This is a genomic window from Methylomonas sp. EFPC1 (genome assembly GCF_016925515.1).
Classification (GTDB): Bacteria; Pseudomonadota; Gammaproteobacteria; order Methylococcales; family Methylomonadaceae; genus Methylomonas; species Methylomonas defluvii.
Map to the genome: position 1 here is coordinate 3,367,093 of NZ_CP070494.1, position 22,202 is coordinate 3,389,294.

Genomic DNA, 22,202 nt, shown 5'->3' on the forward strand with positions numbered 1-22,202 from the left:
GCCGGCCATTGCTGATCAAATTAGCAGGCGGACACCTCTACGATCCCGCACAAAACCGGCAAGGTGAATCGCACGATCTATTTATCCGTGATGGCGTAATCACAGCCGACCCGGGCCCCGACGCCAAGTTCGATCAGGTATACGACGTATCCGGCCAGATTGTCATGGCCGGCGCGGTGGATATTCACAGCCATATTGCCGGCGGCAACGTCAACACCGCACGCCTATTGTTGCCTGAACAACACCGTAATCACATGGAACGGCGCTTGCGTCATCCCTTCAGCACGGCGAAATGGTCGACCACCGACACCGGCTACCGCTACGCGCGCATGGGCTACACCACGGTGGTCGAACCGGCCATGTTACCGGTCAATGCCTTGGACGTGCATTTGCAGATGGCCGATATTCCCATTATGGATACGGCCGCCCTGGCTATTCTGGGTAACGACGACTTGTTGTTGCGACTGATACGAGCCAAAGCCAGCCAAAACCAAATCAACGACTACGTAGCCTGGACTTTACACGCTACCCGCGCGCTGGGCTTGAAAGTCATCAACGCCGGTGGTGCCAACGCCTTTAAAAGCAATGCCCGCCAATTCGCTTTGGATGACATTGTCCCCGACTACGGCGTCAGCTCCCGGCAAATTCTGCAAACCTTGCAAACTGCCGTATGCCAACTAGGCGTGCCACACCCGGTACATGTGCATTGCAACAACTTGGGTATTCCAGGAAATATCGAAACCATCATAGACACCATGGCAGCCGCGCAAGGACTGCCTATGCATCTAGCCCACGTCCAGTTCTACGCCTATGGCAAGGACGGCAGCAAGGGCTTTTCCTCTGCAGCCGCGCAACTTCTGGAAGCGTTCAACCGCCATCCGAATATCACCATGGATGTCGGCCAGGTGCTGTTCGGCCAGACCGTGACCATTTCCGGCGATGTCATCGCTCAATACAGCCGCCACGCGGATGCCAGCCCCAATAAATGGGCAATGTGGGACGCCGAGTGTGAAGGTTCCGGCGGCGTGGTGCCTTACCGATACCGGGAAGCCAGTTTCGTCAACACCTTACAATGGGCCATCGGCTTGGAGCTTTTTTTGCTTGCAGAAGCCCCGGAGCGTTTATTCTTTACCACCGACCATCCGAACGGCGCACCGTTTACCGCCTACCCCGAATTGATCCGACTGTTGATGGACGCCGATTACCGCCAGGCCTATATGGCAGGCTTAAATCAAGAAGCGCTGGCGATGACCTTGTTGCCCAACCTCAAGCGCGAATTTACCTTAAACGAAATTGCCAGCATGACCCGCAGTGCTGCCGCAAAGTTATTGGGCTTGCATGATCGCGGTCATCTGGCGCCGGGGGCAATAGCCGACATTGCCGTCTACGACCCGGCGGGTATTGGCAGATGCGATCCGATCACCGGTGCATTTACCACCCATCCCCAAGCAAATATCGCTGCCATGTTCGCCAATGCCGCTCTAATGTTTAAACACGGTGAACTAGTGGTGCAAAACGGCGTGGTCGTGGCGCGGCCAAGCGGCCGAGCTCAAATGCTGCAACCCAATTACGATGCCCGCATCACGCGGACGGTGCAAGATCATTTCAACCGGTTCTACAGTTTGAAACTTAACAATTTCGCCATCAACGATGCCGACTTCGCAGAACGCCCCCGGTTTAGGGTGCACCGCTGATAAGCGGACGAACACAAAAATCCTGAATAATTCAGTTAAACTCATGCTCCCTATCGAAGACATTCAAGGCCGCCCTGACACACGGCGCATTGCCATCGACAAAGTCGGCATCAAAGACATTCTGCACCCGATCCGGGTCAAAGAGAAAAGTGGCGGCGAACAACGCACCGTTGCGCACTTTGCGATGTACGTCAATTTGCCGCACGACTTCAAAGGCACCCATATGTCCCGTTTTGTGGAAATCTTGAACGATCACGACCGGGAAATCAGCATTGCCTCATTTCCGGCGATGCTGCAGGACATGCTCGCCAAATTGGAGGCCGAATCCGGGTATATCGAGATGCGTTTTCCCTACTTCATCGATAAAGCAGCGCCGGTCAGTGGCGTCCGCAGCTTAATGGACTATCAAGTCAGTTTTATTGGCGAAATCGATAACGCCGGCTGTCGCATCAAAGTGAAGGTGATAGTGCCGGTCACCAGTCTGTGCCCTTGCTCCAAGGAAATTTCCGAACGCGGTGCCCATAATCAACGCTCACACGTCAGCGTGACTGTAGAGGCCAAGTCGTTTATCTGGCTTGAAGAACTGATCACGCTGGTAGAAGCCGAAGCCTCCTCGCAAATTTACGGCCTGTTAAAGCGCCCGGACGAAAAATACGTCACCGAATACGCCTACGACCACCCCAAATTTGTCGAAGACATGGTGCGCGATGTAGCCGCCCGCTTGAACGCAGAGCCACGGATCATCAGTTACAGCGTCGAATCGGAAAACTTCGAGTCTATCCATAATCACTCAGCTTATGCACTGATACAGCGTGTCAATTCCCCATCCTGACGGAGGCCCTATGAACGCCAACCCCAAACGTAACTACCCCGTACCGGTGACCATTCTCACCGGCTTTCTCGGTGCCGGCAAAACCACTTTGCTTAACCGAATTCTTAGCGAAGACCACGGCAAACGGATTGCGGTGATAGAAAACGAATTCGGCGAAGCCGGTATCGACAACGAGCTTTTGATGCAGGCCGACGAACAAATCGTGACCATGAATAACGGCTGTATTTGTTGTACCGTGCGCGGCGACTTGGTGCGTATCCTCGGCGAACTCAGCGATGGCCGCGAATCCGGAGAACTCCAATTTGAGCGGGTCATCATTGAAACCACCGGTTTGGCCGACCCGGCTCCGGTTGCCCAAACCTTTTTCATCGAGGAAAACATTGCCGAAAACTACCATCTGGACGCCATCATCACCGTCGTCGATGCCGTGCACGCCCACCACCAGCTAGCCGAACACCACGAAGCGCAAGAGCAAGTCGGCTTTGCTGATCGCATCCTACTATCCAAAACCGACCTCCAAGAACCGGAAATTGTTTTAGACCTGGAAACCCGCCTCCGGGCTATGAACCCCAGAGCGCCAATCAAACACGTGCATTTCGGCCAAACCGAACTGCAAGATATTCTGGATATTGACGGTTTTAACCTGGATGACATTTTGAAAATCGAACCGGATTTTCTGGAAGACGTCAGCCACGAGCACGAGGACGACATCCGTGCCTTGGTCTACCAAACCGACCGGCCTCTGGATGCCGCGCGGATTCTGGCATTCCTGAACATCATGATCCGCGACTACGGCAACGAGTTGCTCCGCTACAAAGGCATTCTCAACATCGCCGGCAGCGAACAAAAAGTGATTTATCAAGGTGTGCATATGCTGATGACCGAGACTTTCGGCAACCCTTGGCAAGCCGATGAAGCACGGGAATCGAGTATGGTGTTTATCGGTCGCGACTTACCCAAGGAGGATATTCTGGAGGCCTTGGCTTCTTGCCGGGTAGGCGTTTAGACAAAATCGCTGAATGGGTTTTTGGGCACTGGGCAGATGGCCAGTCACCAGTTGTCTTTGACGTTCCGGTTCAAAAAACAGGCATAATTCGCCTTTACAGATAACCGGTCCGAATAGGTAAATTAAATTTGTATTCGCTTGGACCTCGTAATCACAGCTTTTCATGAAGAAAGCGGCGACCACTTGAAAATGCCCGATCCAGACAAAATCCCTGTTTTTGTGCTCACCGGCTTCCTCGGCAGCGGCAAAACCACCTTGTTGAATCGATTTTTGGCTGACGGGGTAAAGACCGCTGTGGTGATAAACGAGTTCGGCGAAATACCGGTCGATCAGGATTTGTTGGCAAACCAAAATCTGCCGCTGACCGTGCTGTCCGGCGGGTGTCTATGCTGCAAGGTCAAAGGCGCGTTGGCGCCCACGTTAAAAAACCTGTGGATGACCTGGGAGCAAGCGGCAAGCAAGCCTTTCGCACGCATGATTATCGAAGCCAGCGGCATCGCCAGCCCGGAACCGATTCTGGATACTCTGTTGCGCGAGCGCTGGCTGGCCAGCCGTTATCATTTACAAAACGTCATCGCCACCCTGGCTATACCCTCGGCTGCAGCACAGCTGGACAGTTTTGCCGAAGCGCGGGCGCAGGTGGCTTGGGCCGATACTTTATTGCTGACCCATGCCGACGTAAGCAATGCCGACCAGCAAACCGCATTGGCAACCCGCTTGCAAGTTCTAGCGCCGGCCACGCCCAGACTGACGGCAGAAGACTTTCATGCACTTAGCCTGCTGACTAAAGCAGGCCCAAGCTTGCGCCGCTTGCCTCCTGCCGGCCCGTTACCGGTACATAACTTTCGCAGTATCTCGCTGCATCTGGAACAAATTCTGCCCTGGCAACACCTGCAAACCCTCCTCCAAGAGCTGCTTAACCGCCACCCACAAAACTTATTGCGCATCAAAGGCGTGGTTTATCTTGCCGAACAAACCGAACCGATGGTGATTCAGGCAGCCGGCACTCGACTGTACCCACCTACCCCATTAACCGCCAGAACAAGCGACGACGGCCGCAGCCGGCTGGTATTCATCATTCATGGCGAGCCAACGGCACTTGCTACCGATCTAAACAAGACTTTTGTTCCGCTGCTTAGCAGGAACGCTATCAAGCTGCATTAATTTATTAAGCCGAATGGTATTTTTAAGGGCCGGGGTGACAATGGCCCAGCGGGAATCCACGCAAACCCAGTATCCGGCGGCATTTTGTATTACCATAGCCCAGGGCATTAGCAAATTTATCCGGGAGGCGGCATATGCAAGGCGACAAACAAGTCATAGCTCACTTAAACGAATTGCTGGCAGGCGAACTGACCGCAATAGACCAGTATTTTATTCATTCCAGGATGTATGAAAACTGGGGCTTCAGCAAATTATACGAACGCATCAATCACGAGGTTCAAGACGAAACCAACCACGCCGATGCCTTGATCAAGCGAATTTTGTTTCTGGAAGGCACGCCGGATTTATCCAAACGCGAACCGCTGGCGGTCGGCACCAACGTGCCGGAGATGCTGAAAAACGATCTGGCGGTCGAATATAAAGTGGTTGCGGATTTGCGTAAAGTCATCGCCTATTGCGAAACCGTGCGCGATTACCAAACCCGAGAAATTCTGGAAGTGATGCTGGACGACACCGAGGAAGATCATGCACACTGGCTGGAAAAACAATTGGGATTGATCGACATGATTGGTTTGCCAAATTATCTGCAATCGCAAATGTCCTGACTCGGCACTTTGCACAGCAATAGCCGCGGTCGCTTTTAGTGACTGCGGCTTTTTTATGCCAGCCGCTACCGATTGACAGCCATAGTTTTAAAACCTCACTCAGCTTACAGCCTTACAAATCCGCAGCTTGTAAAAGCAATAAAGCAGCTTGATAGTCGAACGCTTCGATTTGCCTGGCAAAATCCGGATATGTAGCCCCCAATTTTGACCGCAGCAACACGGCGTATTCCCGCGCCAAACGGCTGGCTTGCGCATCGCCAATTGCCAAAAGACTTGCCAGTGCAGCTACGACTTGGCGCATATTTTCCGCGTCGATAATTTCCTCATCCGCGTCGCTGCTTGCCGGTTGAGAAGGTAAATCCAGAATAGCGCGAACCAAATGCGTCAATTCGCTATCGCACAACGCCGCCAACTCCATGCAGACCGCCAAATCGCTGCTTTCGGCTATCGCCCGGTCCAATTTAGCCGCCAAATCGGCAACCTGTTTGGCACCCAGCGTGCCGGCAACGCCTTTTAAGCAGTGACTGATGCGTTTTGCTTCGGCGGATTTGCCATCAACCAAGTAGGCCTGAACTTGTTTCAAGTCTTCATTGTGGGCATCGGCAAACATACTCAACAATCGTTGATATTTATCCACGTCGCCCTTCACTACAGCCAGGCCTTGCTTGGTGTCCAAGCCGCTGATGGCCAGCAAAGCCGGCGGCAGCGTATCGTCCGATGCCCCTGTTTTTGCCGAAAAGCGCCCTGCCTCCGCTTTATCGGGCCTCAGGGGACGCGGATCAGAACGCGGTGCCAACCAGCGCAACAAGGCCGCGTAAAGATCTTCCGGAATCACCGGTTTAGCGACAAAATCGTTCATACCCGCAGCGAGCGAAACATGCCGGTCTTCCTCGAACGCAGCGGCGGTCATGGCCAAAATCGGCAAGCCGGCAAAACTCGGCTGCGCACGTATCGCCCGCGTCGCCTCCAGACCGTCCATTTCCGGCATCTGTACATCCATCAACACCAGATCGTAGGCGTTCTCGCCGATTTTTTCGAGGGCGATTCGCCCGTTCTCGGCGGTATCCACTGCCAAACCCACGCCATGCAACAACTCCAGCGCCACTTCCCGATTGATCGGATTATCTTCCACTAAAAGCAAACGTGCGCCGGCGTAATCTCGGCGTAACGCCATTTCCGCGTCGACGGGCTTTTCACTGGGGTGTAAAGGCATGACGCCGTGCCCGCGTTGAACCAGTGCGGTAAACCAAAAGCAACTGCCTTCGCCCAATACGCTATCGACGCCGGCATCGCCGCCCATCATATTCGCCAGACGGCGGGTAATCGCCAAGCCCAAGCCTGTCCCGCCATATTTGCGGGTGGTCGACACATCGGCCTGGGTGAAAGCCTGAAATAAACCGGCTTGTTGCTCCGCTTCGATACCGATTCCGGAATCGTTCACCTCGAAGCGCAGCAGCAAGCCCGCGGCGGTTTCCTCCTGCACCATCGCCCGCAACCGGATCGAACCGCGTTCGGTAAACTTCACGGCATTGGTGGCGTAGTTGAGCATCGCTTGGCGCAGACGCATCGGATCCCCGCGCAGCCATTGCGGAACGCCCTGCCCATCCACCTCTATGCTCAAGGCCTTGGCCCGCGCCTGATCGGCGATAATGGAACGAATGTGGTCCAATACCGCCGCCAGGGAAAAATCGGTTTGCTCCAGCTCAAGCCGGCCGGCTTCGATCTTCGATAAATCCAGCACGTCGTTAATAATCGACAATAGATGTTGGGCGGCGCCATCAATTTTGTCCAAACGCTCGCTTTGTTCCGGATTGGGACTGCTTTGCCGCAGCAAATAAGTCAAGCCGATGATGGCATTCATGGGGGTACGAATCTCGTGACTCATATTGGCCAAAAAGGCGCTCTTGGCTTGATTGGCGGCATCGGCCAACAGTTTCGCCGCTTCCAGTTCAGCCGTGCGGCTGGCCACTAAATCTTCCAGGTGGTGCCGATACTGATCCAGCTCCAGCGCCACACGTTTCTTCTCGGTGATGTCTTCCTGTACCGCAACAAAATGGGTTACGCTGCCGTCGGCCTGACGGATTGGCACGATAATGGCAAATTCCACATACTCGCTACCGTCCTTGCGTTTATTGATAAATTCGCCTTTCCAGGTCTGACCACAGCCCAGTGCGGTCCACAACGCCCGATAATTTTCCGGCGGGGTTTTTTTCGATTGCAATATGCGCGGATTACGGCCGATGACCTCGTCGCGCCGGTAGCCGCTCACCTGCAAAAACGCCTCGTTAACGTATTCGATATCGCCGTTCAGGTTGGTGATGATAATACTGGCCGGGCTTTGTTCCACCGCCTGCGCCAACTTACGCAGTTGCTGTTCGGTTTGTTTGCGCTCACTAATATCCAGATTGACCCCAAACAGCATGATCGGTTTACCCGCGGCATCGTATTGCGCACGGCCCTTGCTGCTCAGCCATCGCGTTTCGCCGGTTGGCAAAATATAGCGAAACTCCACCTCGAACGCCTCGCCACGCAAAATGCGGCTTTCCCACTGTGCATCAATCAAATGCTGATCGTCCGGATGCACTCTTGCGCGCCAGTCGGCGTTAAACCGCACACTGCCGGGTTCCAAGCCATATAGCCGCTCGCATTCCGGCGACCAATAACCGCGATCATTGACAATATCCCAATCCCAAATCCCGACATGCGCCCCCTCCTGCGCCAGCATTAAACGCCGTTCGCTCGCGCGCAAGGCTTCCGCGGCATCTTCCGCGCGCTGGCGGGCCGCGATGGCATCTTCCATCAAATTTAAGGCCGCCAGTTGCGCCTGATGCTGCTCTAACAGCGCTTGCTCCTGGCTTTGCCGCAAGGCCTGCTCCGCGTCACGTCTTATCCTGCGTTGATCGCGTTCCTCGACAGCCCGGCGTATGGAGGGCACCAAGCGGACCGGATTGTCCTTGTACACGAAATCGACCATCCCCAGCCGTAACAACTCCATCGCGACTTCTTCGCCGACGCTGGCGGAGACCAGAATAACCGGCAAATCTTTACTGTGCGTTTGAATGAATTGCAAGGTATCGCGAATATCCATTCCCGGTACCGCGTAATCCGACAGCACCAAATCCCAATCGTCTTGCAAAGCCAGCGCCAGCGCCGCACGGCTATCTATCCGCCGGCATGCCACGCTTAGGCCGTTCTGCTGCAGGTGGTGCACCAGGGCCAGATAATCAGCCTGTAATTCTTCGATAATCAGTAATTTCAATTCAGGATTCATAGACCCATCACGATCATCATGGCGGCTAAGTAATACGCAAACCGAGCGCGTTTCATCCCGGAACATTCCCAACCGGGTTTGTGCCGGCTTGCTCTATAAACGCCAGCGGATAGGGTCGTTCCTGTCCCAGTTGCCCGGACAGCTCGTTGATGGTTTGTTTCAATGCGATCATGTCCATTTCCCTGCCGACCATGGCTCGGTTGAAACGCTGCAGGGCCTCAGTTTGCTCGCGCAGAGCAACCTCGGCGGCTTTGCGCTCGCTAATATCTAAGGCATAGGCCACACGCCTGATGGATTTGCCGTCGCCGGATTTGATAATAGTCACGTCTATCATCACCGGAAAACGACTGCCGTCCTTGCGTTGATGTTCCGCCTCAAATACCCCATGACAGGTCGAATCCAGAATACTGATCTGCTGTTTGATCTGTTCGACCCAATCGACCGGATAAACCGTCATGACCGGTTTGCCGATCAGTTCTTCTCGGGCGTAACCACGCTCCTTAGCAAATACCGGATTCACAGCCAAGAACAAATTGCTCTGCGCGTCGGCAATCGCCAGTCCGAACTCGGCGTTTTCGAACGCTTGCGCCCAGAGCTTGAGTTCGTTTTCAGTATTTTTACGTTCGGTAATATCGATACAAACCCCAAATACCCTTTGCGCCCGGCCCATATCATCGTAACTGGCTCCGCCCTTGCAATTTAGCCATCTGAAACGCCCCGGCTCCGCTTGCACCCGAAAATCAAAATCAAAAGTCCGATGCGCGGCAACCGCTGAATCTCGAAAATGCTCCAACTCGGCCAAATCGTCGGGATGCACGCGCTGGGAAAAAGCCGAGTAGTCCCCGGAAAAAGTGCCTGGCGCATAACCGAACATCGTCTCAAGTTCCGGAGTCCATTGCACTTTGTCGTTATCAATATGCCAATCCCAGATGCCGATATTGGCAGTACTTTGGGCCAGACGTAAGCGCTCCTCGCTTTCGACCAAGGCCATTTCCGCCAATTTGCGCTCGGTGATATTGGCGTGAGAAACCACCGCGCCGCCTTCCGCGAATCCCAAAGGCGTGACGACCATGGCAAACCAGCGCTGCTTCTGCGCGGAATGGCAGGCATATTCATACCTGAAGCGGGGAAGCCGGCCTTCCAGCACCGCCGACAATCCGTTGAATACGGCCTGCGACCCCTGCCGATAAGGACCCGATGCCTGCCGGCAAATCTGCAAATAATTGGTGCCTATGCTGCAAATATCAGCGGATTGCCCGCATGCCAGAGCATCATCCTCGGCAAACTGCTGCCAGGGTCGATTGACGGAGACAATCACACCATCGCGGTTCAGCACGGCAATGTTGGCGCTCACCGAATCCAAAATAGCCCGCTTAAATTCTTCGCTTTCGCGCAGCGACGCATTCGCCGCTTCAACCGCTTTGCGGGCCGCCAGCGCATCTTCCATCAAATTGAGTGCGGCTAGCCTGGCCTCGCGTTGCTTTTCCAGGGCCACCCGCTGCGCATCGTGCAGGGCAAGCTCGGCCTGTTTACGCGGGGTAATATCCTGCACGGTGCCATGCAAAGCCACGATGTTAGCCTGCTCATCGCGGACCGGCTCGCCGCGGGCCACTACCCAGCGATGCAACTCGCCATCGTTCTGCAATTCCGCTTCGCATTCGTAAGGTACACCGTCGCTACAGGCCTGAGCTACGGCAGCTTGCACGCGCAGCCAGCTGTCGGGCTTAAAGTATCGGGCAACCTCGTCATAATCGGCGGGCGGTAAACGAGGGTCGCGACCGAACACACTATAAATTTGTTCCGACCACTTCAATTCGCCGGTGCGCAAGTCCCAGGCCCAACTGCCCAAGGCGGCTAAACGCTGGGCAATTTTCAAGGCCGTCTCGCTTTCGTGTAACGCTAGTAACGCTTGTTCACGCTGCTCAATGTCTTCCATGATCAAGATATAACACTCAAGACTACCATCCGGTTTGCGCGTAGCGGAAGCGTTTAATCTTATCCAGACAACACTGCCATTCTTACGAATAAAACGCTTGTCTCCGGAAAAACTATCAATTTCGCCTGTCGGCATCTGCGACAAATCGCCAAAATCCTCCCCATAGGTAATCTCCGAAAAATTGCTGGTTAGCAACTCCTCCTGGCTATAACCGACTATCTCGCAAAACTGGCGGTTAACCTTCAGCCAGCGCCCGTCCGGCGCCAATAGACAAATACCTATCGCCGCCTGTTCGAATGTGGTCTGGAATAAGGTTTCGGTATACCGCAGCTGGTCCCGCGTTTCCAGTAATTGGCGCCAGTGCGCGTTTTCGCGTTGCCTAGTCCGAAGCAAAAACTCGCTAAGCAGGCTGATTAAAATCCCATTTGCGATCAATAACGTCCATTGCACAACATCGTAAAGGCCGGCAATTGCCAAGCTGCGATAGGGTGGCAGCAGCTGGAAATTACTAACAATGGCCGACATGAATGTAGCCAATAATCCAGGCCACAAACCGCCTAATAAGGCGCTCACGATCACCGGGAATAAAAACAACAGCAACATCGGGCGCTGGCCAAAGGATGCCGGCAAATACAGGCGAATTACCAGCGCAACCAATACCAGAACCACCGCCGACACATAGGCGAGTCTATGGCGGCTCCGGTAACGGGAGCGCACCAACGCGGAAAAATCGCCGAAAGGCGGCTCGGGGATACTCATAAATAGTCTTCTTCCGCAGCCGATGTATCGCCGCCAATCAACCCGGCGCCATTGTTTACTGATATTACGTTCGGTTTGAGAGGGTCCAAGCCAGATTCGGCGTGAGCTTCAGCAGAATCATAGCCTTCAGGTTGGGCTGATAGAAACGTCAATGCATAAGGGGGCTGGCGGCCCAGCTCCGCAGTCAGATCATTGACCTGCTGCTTTAAATTAACCATATCCAGCTCGCGCCCGACCATGGCCCGATTAAACCGCTCCAATTCGTCATTACGCGCCTTTAATTCCGCGGACTGGAGATTGAGCTGGTCTTCGGCGGCTTTACGCGCGCTGACATCAAGAATAAAACCAATCACCGCCGGCCGGTTTTTGTAATCGAAACTGCGGCCATGTACTTCAACGTCAATGCAGTGGCCGTTGCGATGTAAGCCTTCGAAGCGGTAGTTAATGTCTTCAATCTCGCCATCAATGCGTCGGCGCAAATTTTCCAACACCATCTGCCTGTCCTGCGGGCAGACCAGATCAGCTACTGTTTTGCCGTCGATAATATCCTCAGTCCGCTGATAGCCGAAGATCGCCGCAAAACCCGGATTGACGTAAACGAAACGCCCGTCTTGAATAATATAAATGCCCGCCAACGACTGTTCCACCAAACCGCGAAAGCGCGCCTCGCTCTCGCGTAATTCAAGCTCGGCCTGCTTACGTTCGGTAATGTCCCGTGAGATACCAAACAGCCCTATTACTTTACCGTGTTCATCGCACAGTGGCCCTTTGGTAGCCAGAAAAATCCGCTGTCCGAATTGCGTATCCAGCGCTTCTTCTTCCGTCAGCGTTATATTTTCCGCCATCACCCGGCGGCCAAACTCTTTTAAGTGCTCGGCTTGTTGCTGCGGAAAAAGAGCACTATCGTCTTGACCAAGCACGTCCTCTACCGGCTTGCCGACAAAATTGGCGGCGGCGGTATTAAACAGGATGTAACGGCCCTGAAGATCCTTGGCGTATATCGCGTCCACGGACAAGTCGGATATGGCGGCTAATAAATCGAGGGCTCGCAAACGCTCCGCTTGCGCCTTCTGCACCGCCGTGGCCAAAGCCAGGCTCTGACTCTGCCGCAACACATAAAAACCGGCGCAGACTATAAAAATGGTCAAACTGCCTACGCACACGATCCACACTACTTCGCTACTGGCCTTGGTATAGATTTCGGCCTTATCCAGCTTGGTCAGTAACAACCAGTCCGTGCCGCTTATGGCCTGCACCAGGCCTATGACGGAGACATTGCGGTAGTCCTTGGCTTCCAGGATGTTATCGAGGCTAGCCTGACTCTGCAGCGCCTTGCTGGCCAATAAATTTGCAGTGTTGATTGGCAGACGAAAGGATGCCGCCGCATCCGGACGAAAGCGCAGCGGATTCAGATAGAGAATTTCATCGCCCTCACGCCGAAACAACAAGGTTTCGCCGGTACCGCTAGCGACCGGCCAACTCTCCAGAACCGGAAATAGCCACTCGCTAAGATCAAGATGTAAAACAATCAGCGGCGGCGCTACCTGATGATGGGCTGTCAGCGGCACAACCAAATCCAGCAGGACACGTCCGCCGTCATCTTTGTAAGGATTAACTAATTGGATTTGCTGAGTTTTAGTCGACAGCTCTGCAACCTTTAGCTGCCCAGGCAAGAGCGTGGAGGGGGCATTAGCGGAACGCCATAAACGCTCGCCTTCAGGTTTAAGCAGGCTGATGGCCGAGATCCGCCAGCTTTTGCGAAATTGTTCCAAACGGCTTTGCAGGCGTTCCGCGCTTTGCATATCGCCGTCAATCTGCCAGCGTTGATACAGGTCGATGATAAATTCGCTGGTTTGGATAAAATCCGCGTCGCCTCGCCGTTCATTCAGCCAGTCGCTGATTTGCCTGGACTTGAGGCCGGCAACCGCCTGAAGCCTCCCGAATTCTTCTTGGGTGTGTTGCTCGATAGTCAGCGCCGCGCTGGCGATCATCAAAGCCAGGATGACGACTATCAATAAGCCCAGCGACAACAAATGAGTTCGCGGAGCGGGGGAAACGGTTTGCGGTTCGCTGTTTCGGCCAAACCAGCGCCGCATCAAACCGTAGAGCAATAAAGAAGTCACCAGTACATAAACCCAGCCTTTCAGCATGCTGGCTAGCGTCAACTGGTCCGGATCTTTGAAAAAGTGGTGTACCAATTGATCCGATGCCAATATCCAGCTGGCGGCGAAGATGGCGTATGCCAGCACGACGGCTAAGATACTTTTGCGGCTGACCTGCGCTGAGTTTGGTTGATCGTTATTCGACAGCATGGGCTTAGTCGAATTAATTGTCGAAGCCGTACAAAGAAGACACGCCGTTAACCACAGCTGTTACCGTATTGCCGTTACCTTGATATTCCAAACGATCAAAGCTCATCAATCTGGCCATCGCGATGCCGCGGCCATGCAAATCGAACACCCGTTCCGGGGAAAAGTCCAGGAAGTCCTGCCAATCAAAACCATCACCCTGGTCTTGAATAGTAAACACCAGCTTATCCGGCAGACGCTGGAAATGCACAGTAACAAAACGCCGGTTAAATTCCGGGAGTGTCAAACGTCTCTGAATTTCCTCCAGCCAGACTCCCGCCAACATCAGTTCGCCTTTTTCCGCGTAGGAAACGCCCAAGTTGCCATGCTCAACCGCATTAATCATCAGTTCCTGCAAACCCTGTATGACACGCTCTGGCTCCGGGCAGGATTGGGCCAAACAATGACACAACATCTTCGCTTCATCGAGATCGCGAAAACGAAACACGGCGGAATGGACTAGCGTCAACGGACGCCCGGCGCGATTGACTGATTCGGACATCTCCTGCAACTCACGACGTTGTTGCAGTGCGGCATTGATCACGGCGATCAATATTTCCGGTTGAATCGGTTTGGTCAGATAGTAATAAGCCCCCTGGCTAAGCCCTTCCTGGATACTTTTTTTGTCGCTGCGGGCGGTCTGCATAATCACCGGAATGGCGGCCAAGACTCGATCACCCTTGATCAATCGCAGCAGTTCCATGCCGTTAATCCCCGGCAAGCCCCTATCCAACAGCACCAAATCGTAGCCGGTCTGGTCGCGTTGTAAGGTTTCCCAGGCAATGCGGCCGTTTGCACAGACCGTCACCAGAAAACCTTCGGCGACCAATAAATCCCGAATTATGATGGCGATAATTTCCTCGTCTTCAACCAACAATATGCGAGCGTTTTGGGTCATAACTCATTTACTCCGCGATGGAATCGAGATGGCGTTGGGCAATATTACAGAAGGCATCGAAATCGGCTAAAAAGGCATCAGCCATATCCGGATCAAAGTGGCGACCACGTCCCTCAGCAATAATAGTCTTGACTTCAGCGAAAGCCATGGGCTCTTTGTAAACACGTCGGGAAATCAAGGCATCGAATACATCGGCGAGCGCCATAATCCTCGCTGAAACCGGAATGGCATCGCCGGCCAACGCATCCGGATAGCCGTTGCCATCCCACTTTTCATGGTGCCAATGTGCAATTTCCTTGGCCAAAATCAAAAACTCTACCGAGCGCGTGGCATCACGTTCGGCCATTTCTATCGCGTCGCTACCCAATTTGGCGTGGGTCTTCATCACCGCCCATTCCTCCCGGGTTAATTTGCCAGGTTTTTGCAGGATTGCGTCCGGTATGCCAACTTTGCCAATATCATGTAAGGGCGCGGAGCGCGTCAGCAATTCGATGTAATGATCGGTCAATGTCGCAAAAAAGCGCGGATGGCTCTGCAAGGCCAGAGCCAAATGCTGAACATAACCTTGGGTGCGCAGGATGTGGTTGCCGGTTTCCGGATCGCGAATTTCCGCCAGATGCGCCAAAGCGCGGATGCTGACTTTTTGAATCAGCTCGTTTTCACTCATCCGTTTAGCTATTTCCATTTCCAGGTAGGTGTTTTCGTCGCGCAACCAATCTCTGGCCTGCTTTAACTCCAACTGGGTGCGGATCCGCGCTAAAACGATGGGCGGCAGAATGGGTTTGGTAATGTAATCGACCGCGCCGACATCCAATCCATGCAGTTCGGACTCCATGCTGTCCATCGCCGTGACGAATATCACCGGAATCGTGCGCGTAATAGGATCGGCGCGCAGATGCTCAAAGACTTGGTAACCGTCCATGCCCGGCATCATCACGTCAAGCAAAATCAAGTCCGGATAAGGCTGATTGGCGGCCATCTGCAAGGCTCTTTGCCCGGAGGTAGCGACGCGCACGCGGTATTGCGGTTGCAGTAATTCGCTGATGACGGTGAGATTTTCCGGAGAATCATCGACTACCAAAATGGTTTTGCTTTTAGTATCCAACATACTTCTCCCGATAACGGCCGATTATTGTTGTTATGGCCTGAAGAAAATTCATCAATTTTGCTAGTTTACATAGTGAAATGAACAATATCCCGATAATAAACGGAATTACCAAACCTGAGGTATTTCGATAGAAAAGCTGCGGCAAGTGCCTCAAATTTATAACACAATCCGACACCAACAAGTTTTCTCAGGGGACAAAAGCCGCCACGCTCGCCTCTTGAACTCAAAACGACAACTCCACTGGCTTGTGGAACGAAAAGGACCGATAATTCCGCCTTTTTTCATTTGCCGGATTTGCATGGAATTCAAACTCAAAGCCACCGATGGTCACGCCCGCCGCGGTCAACTGACTTTTGCCCGCGGCGTGGTGGAAACCCCCATCTTCATGCCGGTCGGCACCTACGGCGCGGTAAAATCGCTAACCCCGGAAGATTTAAACGCACTAGGTGCACAAATCATTCTCGGCAATACCTTTCATTTGCTGCTGCGACCCGGTATGGAGGTGATGAAAGCCCACGGCGACCTGCACGACTTCATGCGCTGGCAAAAGCCTATTCTGACCGACTCGGGCGGCTTTCAGGTATTCAGCCTGGGCGCGTTGCGAAAAATCAGCGAACAAGGCGTGACATTCAAATCGCCGGTCAACGGCAGCAAAATCTTCATGGGCCCGGAAGAATCGATGCAGGTGCAGCGCGATCTAGGGTCGGATATCGTGATGATTTTTGATGAATGTACCCCATACCCGGCCACCTATCAAGAAGCCGCTGACTCCATGCGCTTGTCCTTGCGTTGGGCTGAACGCAGCAAGCGCGCGCACCAAGGCAACTCCGCCGCCTTATTTGGCATCGTGCAAGGCGGTATGTATCCGCAATTGCGCGAAGAATCCATCGCCGGCTTGACCGACATCGGCTTTGACGGCTATGCCATCGGCGGCCTGTCGGTCGGCGAGCCCAAGCACGAAATGCTGGCGACACTGGATGCAATTCACCAGAAAATGCCGGTGGATAAACCCCGTTACTTGATGGGCGTCGGCACCCCGGAAGATCTGGTGGAAGGTGTCAGGCGCGGTATCGATATGTTCGATTGCGTGATGCCGACCCGCAACGCCCGCAACGGCCATTTATTTACCCGCCACGGCGTGATCAAAATCAGAAACCAGCAATACCAATTTGATACCCGACCCTTGGACGAAGATTGCAGTTGCTACACCTGCCGAAACTACTCGCGCTCTTATCTAAAACACTTGGACAAGTGCAAGGAAATGCTGGGCTCCAGGCTCAACACCATCCACAATCTGCACTATTACCTTGAGTTGATGCAAGGTTTGCGGGACGCGATTGACGGGCAGACTTTCGATGAATTTGTTGCGGCGTTTTACGACCAACGCGGCAGCCGCGGACCGGTTTAAAAGCCGCCGTTATGTTTCAAAATACGGTGGTTTGCCGGCAAGCCGCCGGATGCTTTACCCGTGTTGAGCGGCTAAGCACCGCCCAACATCTCTAAGGCCAGTTGCGCCATATTTTTTGAGCCGCCGCCATCGCCAAGCTGATGTTTGACGGCCTGCAACTCTGAAATACAGCGCTGCCGATAATTGCCGTCGCCCAACAGTTGCAGAATCTCGGCCGCCAAATTTTCCGGTGTTAGTTGTTCCTGAATCAATTCCTTGACGATGGCTTTGCCGGCAATGATATTCGGCAGCCCGATAAATGGAATTTTTACCAAGCGCTTACCCAGCCAATAGCTAAACGCAGCCAGCCGATACACAATCACCATCGGCACCCCGAGTAAGGCAATTTCCAGCGAGGCGGTGCCGGAAGTGGTCATCACCGCGTCGCAGCATTGGATGACATCATAGGGCTGCTGTTTGATTACCTTAACGGCTAGCGAAGTGTTTACGAAATGCGCAGCCAATGCCGCATCGCTGATCGAATCGGCTTGCGGTAAGACAAACTGCAATTCCGGCCGCTGCGCGGCCAAACTAGCCGCGGCAGCCAGCATCACCGGCAGGATGCGTTTGATCTCGTTGCCTCGGCTGCCGGGGAGTATGCCGACGACAGGCCGATGGGGGTCCAGGCCGAACAACTCGAAATCCTCAGACCGACTGCGCTGCGGATGGACTTTATCGACGGAAGGATGGCCCACATAACGGACCGGTACGTTTTCGGCTTCGTAATATTGAGTTTCGAATGGAAAAATCACCGCCATCATGTCGATGGCCTTGCCGTAGGTCACTACCCTGCCCGGCCGCCAAGCCCAAACTTGTGGACTGACGTAAAACAACACCTTCACGCCTTGGCTTTTTGCAAAGCGCGCCAGCTTGAGGTTGAACTCTTTGTAATCGACGCAAACCAGCAAATCCGGTTTTTCATCGCGAATGATCTGTTTCAGTAAATTCAATGCGCGGCGGATCTCGCCGTAGTGCTTCAGAATTTCCACCAAACCGATCACGCCGATGCCGGCCGAGTCGTAGCGCACGTCGATACCGGCCTGGCGCATTTTGCTGCCGCCCATGCCGATGCCGCGCACCGCAGGACAGCGCTGTTTCAATTCCAGAAACATATTGGCGGCGTGTTGGTCGCCGGAGGATTCGCCGGCGCTAAACAGCACCGTGTAGGCAGATTGATTGGTCATTTGGGAACAGTTGGTGGGCTGCGCGGTGCTTAGCCCACCCTACATTAATGCGTTTTGGAATTTACGCTTGGAAAACGCCGCGAATGACGCCGACAATTTGCTTGACGGTATCGTCGCTCAGATTAGAACAAATCGGTAAAGAGAAGCAACGCGCCGCGACTGACTCAGTAACCGGCAGGGAAAGGCCGGCGCACTCTTCTTTAAACACATTTTGTTGATGCAGCGGTACCGGATAGTAGACGGCACAACCAATCTTCTGCTCTTGCAAGGCTTTCATGACCTCGTCGCGGCGGTCGGACAACAAGGTGTATTGATGATAGACATGCACACCAATGCCGTCTTCATAAGGCGTAGTCAAGGGCAAATCGGCCATCAGATCAGAATACAAATGCGCGGCATGGCGACGAGCGGCATTGTATTGATCGATGCGTTTTAACTTAGCGCGCAACACCACGGCCTGTAGCTCGTCCAGCCGGCTGTTGTAGCCTATCACGTCGTGGTAGTAGCGCACGTCCGACCCGTGATTGCGGTATTGCTTGATCTTGGCCGCCGTCGCGTCGGAATCGGTCGTCACCAAGCCGCCGTCGCCGAAGCAGCCCAGGTTCTTGCTGGGAAAGAAACTAAAACCGGCTGCATTGCCGAAACTACCGGTTTGCTTGTTGTAGACGGTCGCGCCGAAGGATTGCGCGCAATCCTCGATCAGTTTCAAATCATGTTTTTCGCAAATGGCTTTGATGGCCGGCAAATCGGCAGGTTGGCCGAACAGATGCACCGGCATCACCGCCTTAGTTTTGGCTGTGATGGCTTTTTCGATATTTTCCGGGGTGATATTGAACGTGCCCGGATCGATGTCGACAAACACCGGCTTGGCGCCGACGTATTTGATTGCTTCTGCGGTGGCGATAAAAGTAAATGCGCTGGTAATGACTTCGTCGCCCGCGCCTATGCCTTCCGCCAATAAGGCTAAATGCAATGCATCGGTACCGGACGCGCAACCGATGGCATGTTTAACGCCCAGGTAGGCAGCGGCTTCTTTTTCAAAAGCCTGCACATTCGGCCCCAGGATAAACGCGCAATTGTTAAGGGTTTCGGTGAAACCGCCGACGATTTCATCTTGAATTTCCGCATACTGCGCTTGCAGATTGACCATGGGGATCATAGTGTCAGCCCTTTATCGATGGGTTAAAAATTTGGTGATTTCTATTGCGGTAGCCAGGGCTTTGCGGCCCGCTTCGCCGGGAACCAGCGGATTTTCGCCGGTCTTGATGCAATTGACAAAATGTTTAATCTCATCAAGCAAGGCATCGCCGCTTTCGAATACCGATTCCTCGGTGACGATTTCCGGAATACCGGGGAACATTTCTTTATCGCCGGTTCTATGTTTAATCAAAACCCGATTCTGAAAATCCACGGAAATATAGGAACAAGGACGGAACATGCGCATCTTGCGTTCCATTTTCATGCTGATGCGGCTGGCGGTGACGTTCGCCACGCAACCGTTTTTAAAGGTGATGCGGGCATTGGCGATGTCGGTACCTTGGGTTAATACGGCGGTGCCGCTGGCATCGATTTTTTCCACTTCCGAATCGACCAGCGCCATGATGATGTCGATGTCGTGAATCATTAAATCCAGCACCACGCTCACGTCATTAGCGCGCGGATTGAACGGCGACAAGCGGTGCGACTCGATAAACAGCGGTTTGTCTTCCATTTTCTCCAAACCGCGTACGGCCGGGTTGAAGCGTTCCAAATGCCCGACCTGCAGAATGACGTTCTTTTCCTTGGCAATCGCGATCAGCTCATCGGCTTCTTCCACGGTAACGGTGATCGGCTTTTCCACCAGTACATGCGCACCGGCATTCAGAAAGTCTTTGGACACGCTGTGATGGTAGCTGGTGGGCACCACAACACTCACCGCATCGACTTTGCCGAGTAAATCATGGTAATTCGTCAACGCTTGAGCGCCGTTTTTTTCGGCAACTTGTTGCGCCGCCTCGGCATTGATGTCAACCACCGCCACCAACTCGCAATCCTTTAACGATGCGTATTTTTCCGCATGAAATTTTCCTAAATATCCGGCACCTATCACGGCACATTTCAGTTTATTCATAAACGACCTAAGCTTGATTCGCGGTTTCCCAGCCTTTGACAGACGCGCGCCGGGCATAAAACCGTTCATTGTAACATCAGATTCTGTGTTGAATAAGCCGCACCAGCATTCGCAAACGGATCGGCGAATGGTTAACCCGGCCCTTAGATACCATTCGCCTTTATGCCCTTGAGAGTACTGAGTCTATCGAAGGACAAACCACTCCAGGCTTTGACGACCTCAGCTCAAACGAGGCGCCAGGGATAAGTTGAGCCCGTTGAATAAGGCCAGCCCCATGCATCAACTTGAAATGCCTACAAAAGCAACTAACCTTGCCTCGATACGAAGATTCTGAAAAAAATGTAGTCCTAAGCTTACACACAGAGACAGTTATGCATCCAAGAAACCAGCGAATAGCTATCGCCCTGCTCAGCCTGGCAGCCCACGCCAACGCGCATGCCACCGCTGCGGAAGACGAACATATCCGCCAGATTGTGCAAGGCGTGCTGAAGGAAAAGGACCAGAAAATCGAACAACTGGAAGCCCGTATCAAACAACTGGAACAAGAAAGAAGCGGCGCTGTAGCGGCAGCGCCGAGCCCGGCAGTCGCTAAGGCCGGCGAACCCGCCCCGGCACCGGTGAAAACGGCTGCGAACGGCAAACCTGAGCCAACCGTGGACACCAAACTCCAGGCTCTGGACAAAAAAATTGCCGCATTAAAAGAAGCGGCCGAAGCCAACGGCCTGCAAATGAGCGGTTTTTTCGACATCAACGCCAAAACCGGCAACTCTACTGACCAGACCTTTAGCGTCGGCTCGGTGGAGTTGGACCTGGACTATGTACACGACGACCATTTCGGCGCCAGCTCGGCTTTAGTGTTATGCGGCAACTCATCCAACGCCGACTATGGTGCGCCCGGTGCGGTATTTTGCGGTAACAGCGGCCCCGGCGCGCTGAGTGGCGGCAGCACAATGGCCGGTATCGCCGTCGCGCTGGTCGACTACCATATGTTTAATGATCGTATTCCGCCGCGCGGCCGGATTTTCAATAACAAAGGTCTGCACATCCAGGCCGGCCGTTTCGACTTACCGTTCGGCAACGATTACCAAAACTTCGCTAACAAAGACCGCATCACTGTTACCGCACCGTTGACCACCTCCCGCATGCAGCTGGGCGGTTACAATGCCGATGGCATTCGTTCCTACGGTGCTTGGGATATATTCAACTACTCGGTATTCTGGACCGACGCACTGTACGCCAATGACGGCCATACCGTCGGCGGCCGGGTGGGCCTGGCTATGGGGCAAAATACCTACAAAATCCACAACGCCAATCCGGAAGGTATCGAAATCGGTGTCTCCCATCTGAGCGAGTTCGATGGCGAAAACCGCATCCGCAATACCGTTTACGGCGCTGACTTGAGTATCGGCTACGGCATGTGGCGTTTACAAAACGAATTCATGCTGCTGAACGCACATCAACAGGTGTTTTTGGAACAAGACGCGGATGGCAACCCACTGCCTGTCATCATCCCCGATCCAAACACCAGCCCGTTCGGCAAGGGCCACCAATTGGGCTACCACTCCACGCTGACCGTGGATTTGGAAAGCCTGAGCAAACAGCCCATTGTGGTGTTCGCCCGCTACAGCCGCTGGCAGCCTTCGCAAGACCTTGGCTTGGACTTTGATGGCAGCACCGTGGCGATCAACGATCTCTCCATGCTTAGCCTCGGGTTTAACTACAAATTCAGCGATCATTTACGGGTCAAATTTGAATACAACGATTCGCTGGGCACCGAAACCGCCGAGCGTTATTTCGACAGAAAACTGGGCATAGCCCAAATCGTTATGTCTTTCTAATC

Annotated in this window: 15 protein-coding genes; 7 read left to right on the forward strand and 8 right to left on the reverse strand. The window is 53.6% G+C overall.

The window, feature by feature from the left end; genetic code table 11:
- Positions 1 to 8: 8 nt before the first annotated feature.
- The 5 genes from JWZ98_RS15495 to bfr all read left to right on the forward strand — a co-directional run bounded on the left by JWZ98_RS15495 (position 9) and on the right by bfr (position 5,301).
- Positions 9 to 1,694: a formylmethanofuran dehydrogenase subunit A gene (locus JWZ98_RS15495; RefSeq protein ID WP_205450770.1), complete on the forward strand. Its 1,686-nt coding sequence runs from the start codon at positions 9 to 11 to the stop codon at positions 1,692 to 1,694.
- 43 nt (positions 1,695 to 1,737) lie between these two features.
- On the forward strand, positions 1,738 to 2,526 hold the full coding sequence (folE2, locus tag JWZ98_RS15500; protein WP_205450771.1) for a GTP cyclohydrolase FolE2: 789 nt from the start codon (positions 1,738 to 1,740) through the stop codon (positions 2,524 to 2,526).
- A 10-nt stretch (positions 2,527 to 2,536) separates the two neighbouring features.
- Complete coding sequence (locus JWZ98_RS15505) at positions 2,537 to 3,532, forward strand: GTP-binding protein (protein WP_205450772.1); 996 nt, start codon at positions 2,537 to 2,539, stop codon at positions 3,530 to 3,532.
- A gap of 189 nt (positions 3,533 to 3,721) precedes the next feature.
- The gene (locus JWZ98_RS15510) at positions 3,722 to 4,696 is read left to right on the forward strand and encodes a GTP-binding protein (protein ID WP_205454465.1); all 975 of its coding nucleotides are present in this window, start codon (positions 3,722 to 3,724) and stop codon (positions 4,694 to 4,696) included.
- A gap of 134 nt (positions 4,697 to 4,830) precedes the next feature.
- Entirely contained in the window at positions 4,831 to 5,301 is a 471-nt protein-coding gene (gene bfr / locus JWZ98_RS15515) for a bacterioferritin (protein ID WP_205450773.1), read from the forward strand.
- A gap of 112 nt (positions 5,302 to 5,413) precedes the next feature.
- Here the strand turns inward: bfr and JWZ98_RS15520 are convergent, their stop codons facing one another.
- Genes JWZ98_RS15520 through JWZ98_RS15540 form a run of 5 tightly spaced genes read right to left on the reverse strand, consistent with a single transcriptional unit; the run spans position 5,414 to position 15,621 of the window.
- Positions 5,414 to 8,572, reverse strand: coding sequence for a response regulator (locus JWZ98_RS15520; RefSeq protein ID WP_205450774.1), 3,159 nt, complete (start codon positions 8,570 to 8,572; stop codon positions 5,414 to 5,416).
- Positions 8,573 to 8,624: 52 nt separating this feature from the next.
- Complete coding sequence (locus JWZ98_RS15525) at positions 8,625 to 11,267, reverse strand: PAS domain S-box protein (protein WP_205450775.1); 2,643 nt, start codon at positions 11,265 to 11,267, stop codon at positions 8,625 to 8,627.
- The gene (locus JWZ98_RS15530; RefSeq protein WP_205450776.1) at positions 11,264 to 13,579 is read right to left on the reverse strand and encodes a PAS domain S-box protein; all 2,316 of its coding nucleotides are present in this window, start codon (positions 13,577 to 13,579) and stop codon (positions 11,264 to 11,266) included. Before JWZ98_RS15530 ends, JWZ98_RS15525 begins: the two co-directional genes overlap by 4 nt.
- A 13-nt stretch (positions 13,580 to 13,592) precedes the next feature.
- On the reverse strand, positions 13,593 to 14,513 hold the full coding sequence (locus tag JWZ98_RS15535; protein ID WP_205450777.1) for a response regulator: 921 nt from the start codon (positions 14,511 to 14,513) through the stop codon (positions 13,593 to 13,595).
- A 7-nt stretch (positions 14,514 to 14,520) separates the two neighbouring features.
- Positions 14,521 to 15,621: a two-component system response regulator gene (locus JWZ98_RS15540; RefSeq protein ID WP_205450778.1), complete on the reverse strand. Its 1,101-nt coding sequence runs from the start codon at positions 15,619 to 15,621 to the stop codon at positions 14,521 to 14,523.
- A gap of 283 nt (positions 15,622 to 15,904) precedes the next feature.
- On the opposite strand from JWZ98_RS15540, the gene tgt reads away from it, so the two are divergent.
- The gene (gene tgt, locus JWZ98_RS15545) at positions 15,905 to 17,029 is read left to right on the forward strand and encodes a tRNA guanosine(34) transglycosylase Tgt (RefSeq protein WP_205454466.1); all 1,125 of its coding nucleotides are present in this window, start codon (positions 15,905 to 15,907) and stop codon (positions 17,027 to 17,029) included.
- Between the two features lie 71 nt (positions 17,030 to 17,100).
- Here the strand turns inward: tgt and lpxB are convergent, their stop codons facing one another.
- From lpxB to JWZ98_RS15560, 3 genes are all read right to left on the reverse strand, one after another.
- Positions 17,101 to 18,252, reverse strand: coding sequence for a lipid-A-disaccharide synthase (gene lpxB, locus JWZ98_RS15550; RefSeq protein ID WP_205450779.1), 1,152 nt, complete (start codon positions 18,250 to 18,252; stop codon positions 17,101 to 17,103).
- 61 nt (positions 18,253 to 18,313) lie between these two features.
- Entirely contained in the window at positions 18,314 to 19,411 is a 1,098-nt protein-coding gene (locus JWZ98_RS15555) for a DegT/DnrJ/EryC1/StrS family aminotransferase (protein ID WP_205450780.1), read from the reverse strand.
- A gap of 12 nt (positions 19,412 to 19,423) precedes the next feature.
- Positions 19,424 to 20,362, reverse strand: coding sequence for a Gfo/Idh/MocA family oxidoreductase (locus tag JWZ98_RS15560; RefSeq protein WP_101055132.1), 939 nt, complete (start codon positions 20,360 to 20,362; stop codon positions 19,424 to 19,426).
- 371 nt (positions 20,363 to 20,733) lie between these two features.
- Here JWZ98_RS15560 and JWZ98_RS15565 point away from each other — a divergent pair, with 371 nt between their 5' ends.
- Positions 20,734 to 22,200, forward strand: a complete 1,467-nt coding sequence (locus JWZ98_RS15565; RefSeq protein ID WP_171695972.1) for a hypothetical protein — start codon at positions 20,734 to 20,736, stop codon at positions 22,198 to 22,200.
- Positions 22,201 to 22,202: the final 2 nt, after the last annotated feature.

Excerpts from the sequence above, each read along its gene's own strand:
- JWZ98_RS15525 (WP_205450775.1), bottom strand. The coding sequence starts at position 11,267 with ATGAGTATCCCCGAGCCGCCTTTCGGCGATTTTTCCGCGTTGGTGCGC.
- lpxB (WP_205450779.1), bottom strand. The coding sequence starts at position 18,252 with ATGACCAATCAATCTGCCTACACGGTGCTGTTTAGCGCCGGCGAATCC.
- JWZ98_RS15510 (WP_205454465.1), top strand. The coding sequence starts at position 3,722 with ATGCCCGATCCAGACAAAATCCCTGTTTTTGTGCTCACCGGCTTCCTC.
- JWZ98_RS15540 (WP_205450778.1), bottom strand. The coding sequence starts at position 15,621 with ATGTTGGATACTAAAAGCAAAACCATTTTGGTAGTCGATGATTCTCCG.
- JWZ98_RS15530 (WP_205450776.1), bottom strand. The coding sequence starts at position 13,579 with ATGCTGTCGAATAACGATCAACCAAACTCAGCGCAGGTCAGCCGCAAA.
- JWZ98_RS15505 (WP_205450772.1), top strand. The coding sequence starts at position 2,537 with ATGAACGCCAACCCCAAACGTAACTACCCCGTACCGGTGACCATTCTC.
- JWZ98_RS15535 (WP_205450777.1), bottom strand. The coding sequence starts at position 14,513 with ATGACCCAAAACGCTCGCATATTGTTGGTTGAAGACGAGGAAATTATC.
- JWZ98_RS15565 (WP_171695972.1), top strand. The coding sequence starts at position 20,734 with ATGCATCCAAGAAACCAGCGAATAGCTATCGCCCTGCTCAGCCTGGCA.
- folE2 (WP_205450771.1), top strand. The coding sequence starts at position 1,738 with ATGCTCCCTATCGAAGACATTCAAGGCCGCCCTGACACACGGCGCATT.
- JWZ98_RS15560 (WP_101055132.1), bottom strand. The coding sequence starts at position 20,362 with ATGAATAAACTGAAATGTGCCGTGATAGGTGCCGGATATTTAGGAAAA.
- JWZ98_RS15555 (WP_205450780.1), bottom strand. The coding sequence starts at position 19,411 with ATGATCCCCATGGTCAATCTGCAAGCGCAGTATGCGGAAATTCAAGAT.
- JWZ98_RS15520 (WP_205450774.1), bottom strand. The coding sequence starts at position 8,572 with ATGAATCCTGAATTGAAATTACTGATTATCGAAGAATTACAGGCTGAT.
- bfr (WP_205450773.1), top strand. The coding sequence starts at position 4,831 with ATGCAAGGCGACAAACAAGTCATAGCTCACTTAAACGAATTGCTGGCA.